We start from the raw sequence: 7,793 nt of genomic DNA, 5'->3' as shown, positions 1-7,793 counted from the left end.
CTTTTGTTATAGACTAATAATTCGGTATTATTTATAAATAATTTATAGCTTCTCTTCTCCAATTATGTAAAATAATAAATAAGAGTTTTAAAGGAGAGATTTGAATGCAACAGAGAGCATCATTAGGCATAAGTTTTGAATTTAATGGCGATTTTTTCAAGCAATATAAATATTTGAGTGGAAATGAAGAACATCATGCTTTCCTTGAAAGTGGGCGTGGTGGTAAATATAGTATTGCAGGGTTACATCCGGTTGCTACTATAATGGGGAAAAATAAGAAATTATTTATTACTAAAGAACCAAAAAAACTTGTGCTTGATGGGGAACCTCTTGAGTTATTTCAGAACTGGTTAAAAGAATATCAAACTGAAACAGATCCAAATTTGCCAGACTTTCAGGGGGGAGCAATTGGATTTATTAGTTATGATTATGTTAGATATTTTGAAAAATTGCCCGAGATAGCGGCTGATGACTTAAATACGCCAGATTTATACTTTATGCTTTTTGATGATGTTGCTATATTTGATCAAGAGACGTCCAAGCTCTGGTTAATTACTCATTATTATCGTGAGCAGGAAAGGTTATCTGCTGAAGCAAAGCTACTTGCGTGGAAAGAAAAATGGATAACGAAGGGGACTGTACAGGCTCACGATCTGAAAAAGCAAGAAGAAAAGACGGGAGACCCGATAACTTTTTCCAAAAGGGATTTTCTAAATGCGGTGGAATCTATAAAGGATTACATTTCAAAAGGTGATGTTTTTCAAGTGAATCTCTCAATCAGGCAGCATTTACCTTTAGAATGCCATCCATTCGAAATTTATGAAACACTTCGAAAGGTCAATCCATCTCCTTATATGGCTTACCTCCACTTTCCGGATTTACAAATAGTAAGTGGTTCACCAGAGCTTCTAGTGAAAAAACAAGGAAACAAAGTTAGCACTCGTCCAATAGCTGGGACAAGGTCTAGAGGGATGAGTGAGCAAGAAGATTTGAAGCTAGCAAATGAGTTAATTGAAAATGAAAAGGAACGGGCAGAACATGTCATGCTTGTTGATCTCGAAAGAAATGATTTAGGACGAGTATGTGAATATGGAACGGTTCATGTAAATGAATTTATGGTAATTGAAAAATACTCACATGTTATGCATATTGTATCGAATGTTGAAGGGACATTGAAAACCGGTATAAATTTTGCCGACGTTATCAAAGCTACCTTCCCAGGTGGTACAATAACAGGAGCACCTAAAGTGCGTACAATGGAAATAATTGAGGAGTTAGAGCCGACTAGACGAGGAATTTATACTGGTTCTATAGGGTGGATTGGCTTTGATGGAAATATGGAGCTTAATATAGTCATTCGTACATTACTAGCTAAAGATGGATATGGGTATGTTCAATCTGGAGCGGGAATTGTCATTGATTCCAATCCGGAATTTGAATATAAAGAGTCATTAAAAAAGGCTCAAGCATTAATGAAAGCAATTGAGTTGAGTAAAGAAGAGAAAATAAGAGACCTGAGGTGAGAATAGTGATATTAATGATTGATAACTATGATTCTTTTACATTTAATTTAGTCCAGTATTTAGGTGAACTAGGAGAGGAATTGGTTGTAAAGCGAAATGATGAGATTACTATTAGTGAAATTGAGGAATTAAATCCCCAATTTCTCATGATTTCTCCTGGTCCTTGTAGTCCGAATGAAGCAGGAATTAGCATGGAAGCAATTAAGTATTTTGCTGGTAAAATCCCTATATTTGGAGTTTGTTTAGGACATCAATCAATTGCCCAAGTGTTTGGGGGCGATGTTGTTCGTGCTGAACGTTTAATGCATGGAAAAACGTCAAAGATTAATCATAACGGTGAGACGATTTTTGAAAATCTAGAAAATCCGTTTACAGCGACACGTTATCATTCGTTAATTGTAAAAAATGAAACCCTTCCAGATTGTCTAGAAGTTACCGCATGGACCGATGAGAATGAAATAATGGCAATCCGACACAAAACACTTCCGATTGAAGGTGTACAATTTCATCCTGAGTCAATTATGACATCATTTGGTAAGGATTTATTAAGCAATTTTATTCAGCATTATAAATTAGTAGAAAAGAGTTTATAACGTGTATATTTATTGCAATTCACAATTTATAAAGGATACGGAAGCCACGATTTCTCCATTCGATCATGGCTTTCTTTATGGTATAGGTGCATTTGAAACATTTAGGATTTATAAAGGATTCCCGTTTCTCCTTCATGATCATATGCGAAGACTTCAAGAGGCTCTTAGAGAATTAGGGATATACTATCAAATTGATTTTGATGAAATAAAGTCTATTATTAAACAGTTAGTAAAACTAAATGGTTTTGAAGAGGAAGATGTGACAGCTCGTTTAAATATCTCAGCGGGTGTAGGTGAGGTCGGAAAGCTTGTACAGGATTATAGACAACCTACAATTCTATTGTTTATTAGAAAGGCGCCATCCTTAGAAGTAGAAGAGAAGAATGCGGCGTTTTTAAAGTTGCGAAGAAATACACCAGAGGGGGATTTTCGCCTAAAATCCCACCATTATTTAAATAATATATTAGGTAAAAGAGAACTTATAAATCATCCTGATGTAGAAGGGATTTTTTTAACAAGGGAAGGATATATTGCGGAAGGAATTGTATCGAATATTTTCTGGATAAAGGGTAATAAAGTTTATACTCCATCTTTAGATACGGGAATATTAAACGGAATTACTAGGCTATTTGTCATCAAATGCTTAGCTATTCTGAATATACCTTGTGAGGAAGGTTTTTATCCAAAGGAAGAAATAAAAGGTGCATCGGAAGTTTTGATTACAAACTCATCACAAGAGATTTTGGCTGTTAAAAAAGTCGATAGCTATGAGTTAGCTGGTAAGGATGGGGAAGTATACAGAAAGTTAAATGAGTTATATGCAAGGTTTCGGTCAAAACTATTAAGTATAGATGAGATGTAAAGGTAGTGTTAACTATGAATAGAGTAACGAGTAACGAAAAAATCGTTTGTGGAAAACATATACTCGATTACGGTGAAAAAACTTTAATTATGGGAATTTTGAATATTACACCTGACTCTTTTTCAGACGGTGGAAGTTATGTAGAACTAGATCGTGCAATAACTCACGCAAAAGAAATGGTGAAAAACGGGGCTGATATTATTGATATTGGTGGAGAGTCGACAAGACCTGGTTTTGAAGCTGTTTCAGTTGAGGAAGAGCTCAAACGTGTTATCCCAGTCATTAAACGGCTTTCGGAAGAAGTTGATGTTCCAATTTCAATCGATACATATAAAGCGGAAGTTGCAAAGCAATCAATTGAAGCTGGAGCTACGATTATTAACGATATTTGGGGTGCAAAAGCAGATCCAAATATGGCAAGTGTTGCTGCGACATATAATGTGCCGATTATTTTAATGCATAATCGTAACAACCTAAACTATAAAGATTTAATTCCTGACATGATAGAAGATTTAATAGAATCTGTTAAAATCGTAAAAGATGCAGGTGTAAAAGATGAAAATATCATCTTAGATCCAGGTGTAGGCTTTGCAAAAACAATGGATGATAATTTGCAGGTAATGAACCATTTAGATGCATTTGTGGCGCTCGGTTACCCAGTATTATTAGGAACATCTAGGAAACGATTTATTGGACATGTATTGGATTTACCTGCAAATGACCGTATGGAAGGAACAGGAGCAACGGTTTGCTTAGGAATTGAAAGAGGTTGTCAAATCGTGAGAATCCATGATGTGTTAGAGATTTCAAGAATGGCTAAAATGATGGATGCTATGCTTGGAAAAGGAGGATACCAAAATCGATAAGATTTATGTAAATGGTATGGAGTTTTACGGATACCATGGTGTTTTAGCAGAAGAGACAAAATTAGGTCAGAGATTTAGAGTTGATTTAACGGTTGAATTAGATTTGTCTAAGGCAGGAGAGACTGATGATTTAACGCATACGGTGAACTATGCGATGTTATATAATCGTTGTAAGGAAATTGTAGAAGGTCAGCCATTTAAGCTAATCGAGGCGGTTGCTGAGAACATTGCTAAAGAAATACTCTCAACATTTAAAGCTGTTCAAACCTGCACTGTAAAACTAATTAAGCCTGATCCCCCAATAAGAGGTCATTATAAGGATGTTGCAGTTGAAATTACAAGGGGCAGAGTATGAAAGTTGAGTCATATATTGCAATTGGTTCTAATATCGGAGATCGAGAGGAATACTTGCTGCAATCCGTAAAAAAAATCCATAAACATCCTAAAATTGAAGTGGTAGATATTTCCTCCATTTATGAGACAGAACCAATTGGTTATACCGATCAAGATAAATTTTTAAATATGGTCATACGTATAAAGACCGATTTATCAGCTTTTGAATTGCTAAATGTCTTGCAAAATACGGAGAATCATTTCAATCGGAAGCGGATTGTGCGATGGGGACCTCGTACATTAGACCTTGACATTTTGCTTTATAATCATGAAAATATTGTATCGGAACAATTAATGGTTCCACATCCACGAATGCATGAACGTTCTTTTGTATTAATTCCATTATATGAATTAAACAAGAATATTCACATCGCAGATAAAGGTGAATCATTATCATCTATCATAGATCAATTACAAGATAAAGAAGGGGTACGAATATGGAAGCAGAAAAATGGGGTAGACGTATTCGCGCTTTTAGAAAGTTAAAAGGCTTTACCCAAGAAAGTTTTGCGAAAGACCTTGGTGTTTCTGTTTCAGTATTAGGTGAAATAGAAAGAGGCAACCGTGAACCAAGTAAACAGTTTATCGAGGAAGTGGCTAATGCTCTTGATATTTCTGTTGATGAATTAAATCCAAATGAATAAAAAAGGAAAGGGGGTTTGGAATGTTTAAAATTGGGGATATTGAATTAAAAAATAGAATTGTACTGGCTCCAATGGCAGGCGTCTGTAATTCAGCATTCCGTTTAACAGTCAAAGAGTTTGGTGCTGGCTTAGTATGTGCAGAAATGGTAAGTGATAAGGCAATTTTGTATAATAACGCAAGGACAATGGGGATGCTTTATATTGATGAGCGTGAAAAACCTTTAAGCTTACAAATTTTTGGTGGGAAAAAAGAAACACTTGTAGAAGCAGCGAGATTTGTAGATAAAAACACAACCGCAGATATTATTGACATTAATATGGGATGCCCAGTACCTAAAATTACAAAATGTGATGCAGGTGCTAAATGGCTATTAGACCCGAATAAGATTTATGATATGGTTTCAGCAGTTGTTGACGTTGTAGAAAAGCCGGTAACAGTAAAAATGCGTATGGGCTGGGATGAAGATCATATTTATGCTGTAGAAAATGCCCAAGCGGTTGAACGAGCAGGCGGAAAAGCAATTGCTTTACACGGAAGAACCCGTGTTCAAATGTATGAAGGAACTGCAAATTGGGATATCATTAAAGAAGTAAAGCAATCTGTCAGCATCCCGGTCATTGGTAATGGTGATGTAAATACACCTCAAGATGCAAAGCGGATGCTTGATGAAACAGGTGTAGACGGTGTAATGATAGGTCGTGCTGCATTAGGTAATCCATGGATGATTTACCGAACAGTTAAATATTTAGAAACTGGCGAATTGATGGGTGAACCAGGTGTAAGAGAAAAAATGGAAGTATGTAAACTTCATCTTGATCGCCTAATTGCATTAAAAAATGAAAATATTGCTGTCCGTGAAATGAGAAAACATGCCGCCTGGTATCTAAAAGGCATTAGAGGTAATGCTAAAGTTCGGAATGATGTTAATTTGATGAATACGAGAGAAGAATTTGTTACTCTTTTAGATGAATTTGTTCTCGAAATTGAAGCAAAAGAAAAAAGCGCAAGTCTAGTAGGTTAATGATTGTTTTACTGCCAGTATTCCCTGGCAGTTTTCTGCTTTTTTTTAATGACGAAATCTATGAAGAAAAAGCATAGATTGTGTTAAACTAAGGGTTAAGGAATACTTTTTTAGACGTTGTTTCGGATGGTCTAAGTATAAACAATATTTAAACTACTATATTTTGTATAAAAAATTAGGACTATGTTAGATTTGGGCGTGAATGTCTTACATAATGTTCTAAATAAAGATTAGGAGTTGCAAACATGAGCCAAGAAGAAATGAATCAAGAAGAATTAAATGACCAGTTAAGGGTAAGACGTGAGAAGTTACATAATCTACAAGAAAAAGGCTTAGACCCATTCGGTCAACGCTTTGAGAGAACACATCAAACACAGGATATTATTGATTTATATGACGGACAAACAAAAGAAGAGCTTGATGAAAAGGAAATCCCGGTTACAATAGCAGGTCGTATTATGACGAAACGTGGTAAAGGAAAAGCTGGTTTTGCCCATATACAAGATTTATCGGGACAAATTCAAATTTATGTTCGTAAGGATGCTATCGGAGATGAGGCATACGAAATTTTTAATTCTGCCGATTTAGGAGATATTATAGGTGTTACTGGTAATGTCTTTAAAACAAAGGTAGGAGAACTATCAATAAAAGTAGAGAAGTTTGAGCTGTTAACAAAGGCTTTACGTCCATTACCAGACAAGTTCCATGGATTAAAAGATATCGAACAACGCTATCGTCAAAGATATGTTGATCTGATTATGAATCCTGATAGTAAAAAGACTTTTATATTTAGAAGTAAAATAATTCAAGCAATGCGTCGATACCTTGATGATCATGGCTACCTTGAGGTTGAAACACCAACTATGCATTCAATCCCTGGTGGTGCATCTGCGCGACCATTCATCACTCACCATAATGCACTAGATATGCCTTTGTATATGCGTATTGCTATTGAGCTTCATTTGAAACGCCTTATTGTAGGTGGGTTGGAAAAAGTTTATGAAATAGGTCGTGTATTTAGAAATGAAGGTGTTTCAACACGCCACAACCCTGAATTCACGATGATTGAACTTTATGAAGCATATGCAGATTATCAAGATATCATGGAATTAACAGAGAATTTGATTGCGCATATCGCGAAAGAAGTATTAGGAACAACTACAATCCAATACGGTGAATATGAAGTTAATCTTGAGCCTAAGTGGACAAGACTTCATATGGTTGATGCAATTAAAGAATACACAGGAGCAGATTTCTGGAAAGAGATGTCTGTTGAAGAAGCTAGAGCTTTAGCTAAAGAGCATAATGTTGAAATTGGTGAACACATGCTTTACGGTCATATCGTAAATGAATTCTTTGAACAAAAGGTTGAAGAAAAACTTATTCAACCAACATTCATCTATGGTCATCCAGTAGAAATCTCTCCTTTAGCGAAGAAAAACGCGGATGATCCACGTTTTACTGACCGTTTTGAATTGTTTATTGTAGCGAGAGAGCACGCGAATGCATTTACTGAGTTAAATGACCCAATAGACCAAAAGGAACGTTTTGAGGCTCAATTGAAAGAGCGTGAGCAAGGTAATGATGAAGCTCATATGATGGATGAGGATTTTATAGAAGCATTAGAATATGGTATGCCTCCAACTGGTGGATTAGGTATTGGAATCGATCGATTAGTTATGCTGTTAACAAACGCACCTTCTATTCGAGATGTATTATTATTCCCACAAATGAGACATAAGTAAAACGACTTGTTTTTTAAATTCAAATTAAAATAAGCGAGGGATTCCTTAGTTTTATCTAAGGGAACTCTCGCTTTTTTATTGATCCTTTAGAGAATAAGTATAAATGATAAATAAAAGGTTATTGAGAAAGCAAGGAGTTAATTAA

The 7,793-nt window shown here is 35.5% G+C and carries 9 protein-coding genes; all 9 read left to right on the top strand.

Annotation, left to right across the window (positions count from 1 at the left end; all coding sequences use genetic code 11):
* The first annotated feature begins 104 nt into the window (after positions 1–104).
* The 9 genes from HU235_RS00870 (at position 105) to lysS (ending at position 7,648) form a co-directional block, all read left to right on the top strand.
* Complete coding sequence (locus tag HU235_RS00870) at positions 105–1,523, top strand: anthranilate synthase component I family protein (RefSeq protein WP_174879108.1); 1,419 nt, start codon at positions 105–107, stop codon at positions 1,521–1,523.
* 5 nt (positions 1,524–1,528) lie between these two features.
* Positions 1,529–2,116, top strand: coding sequence for an aminodeoxychorismate/anthranilate synthase component II (gene pabA, locus HU235_RS00865; protein WP_174879106.1), 588 nt, complete (start codon positions 1,529–1,531; stop codon positions 2,114–2,116).
* 1 nt (position 2,117) lies between these two features.
* The gene (pabC, locus tag HU235_RS00860) at positions 2,118–2,978 is read left to right on the top strand and encodes an aminodeoxychorismate lyase (RefSeq protein WP_174879104.1); all 861 of its coding nucleotides are present in this window, start codon (positions 2,118–2,120) and stop codon (positions 2,976–2,978) included.
* Between the two features lie 14 nt (positions 2,979–2,992).
* Positions 2,993–3,844: a dihydropteroate synthase gene (gene folP / locus HU235_RS00855; RefSeq protein WP_174879103.1), complete on the top strand. Its 852-nt coding sequence runs from the start codon at positions 2,993–2,995 to the stop codon at positions 3,842–3,844.
* Entirely contained in the window at positions 3,837–4,199 is a 363-nt protein-coding gene (folB, locus tag HU235_RS00850; protein ID WP_145584350.1) for a dihydroneopterin aldolase, read from the top strand. Before folP ends, folB begins: the two co-directional genes overlap by 8 nt.
* A complete protein-coding gene (gene folK, locus HU235_RS00845; protein WP_174879101.1) occupies positions 4,196–4,723 on the top strand; it encodes a 2-amino-4-hydroxy-6-hydroxymethyldihydropteridine diphosphokinase in 528 nt (175 codons plus the stop codon). Before folB ends, folK begins: the two co-directional genes overlap by 4 nt.
* Positions 4,675–4,881 (top strand): helix-turn-helix domain-containing protein, encoded by a 207-nt coding sequence (locus HU235_RS00840; RefSeq protein WP_095302795.1) that lies wholly within the window; start codon positions 4,675–4,677, stop codon positions 4,879–4,881. Before folK ends, HU235_RS00840 begins: the two co-directional genes overlap by 49 nt.
* A gap of 20 nt (positions 4,882–4,901) precedes the next feature.
* Entirely contained in the window at positions 4,902–5,903 is a 1,002-nt protein-coding gene (gene dusB, locus HU235_RS00835; protein WP_174879099.1) for a tRNA dihydrouridine synthase DusB, read from the top strand.
* Positions 5,904–6,148: 245 nt separating this feature from the next.
* Positions 6,149–7,648 carry a lysine--tRNA ligase gene (lysS, locus tag HU235_RS00830; protein WP_095302797.1) on the top strand — a complete coding sequence of 500 codons (1,500 nt, stop codon included), beginning with the start codon at positions 6,149–6,151 and terminating at the stop codon, positions 7,646–7,648.
* Positions 7,649–7,793 lie beyond the last annotated feature (145 nt).

This window comes from Metabacillus niabensis, from assembly GCF_902829255.1.
GTDB lineage: Bacteria > Bacillota > Bacilli > Bacillales > Bacillaceae > Metabacillus > Metabacillus niabensis.
The sequence above is the reverse complement of the archived record's forward strand: the minus strand, read 5'-3'. Positions and strand labels throughout refer to the sequence as shown.

What these genes read in the sequence shown, in the direction of transcription:
- HU235_RS00870 (WP_174879108.1), top strand. Translation starts at nt 105, where the DNA reads ATGCAACAGAGAGCATCATTAGGCATAAGTTTTGAATTTAATGGCGAT.
- folK (WP_174879101.1), top strand. Translation starts at nt 4,196, where the DNA reads ATGAAAGTTGAGTCATATATTGCAATTGGTTCTAATATCGGAGATCGA.
- dusB (WP_174879099.1), top strand. Translation starts at nt 4,902, where the DNA reads ATGTTTAAAATTGGGGATATTGAATTAAAAAATAGAATTGTACTGGCT.
- folP (WP_174879103.1), top strand. Translation starts at nt 2,993, where the DNA reads ATGAATAGAGTAACGAGTAACGAAAAAATCGTTTGTGGAAAACATATA.
- HU235_RS00840 (WP_095302795.1), top strand. Translation starts at nt 4,675, where the DNA reads ATGGAAGCAGAAAAATGGGGTAGACGTATTCGCGCTTTTAGAAAGTTA.
- lysS (WP_095302797.1), top strand. Translation starts at nt 6,149, where the DNA reads ATGAGCCAAGAAGAAATGAATCAAGAAGAATTAAATGACCAGTTAAGG.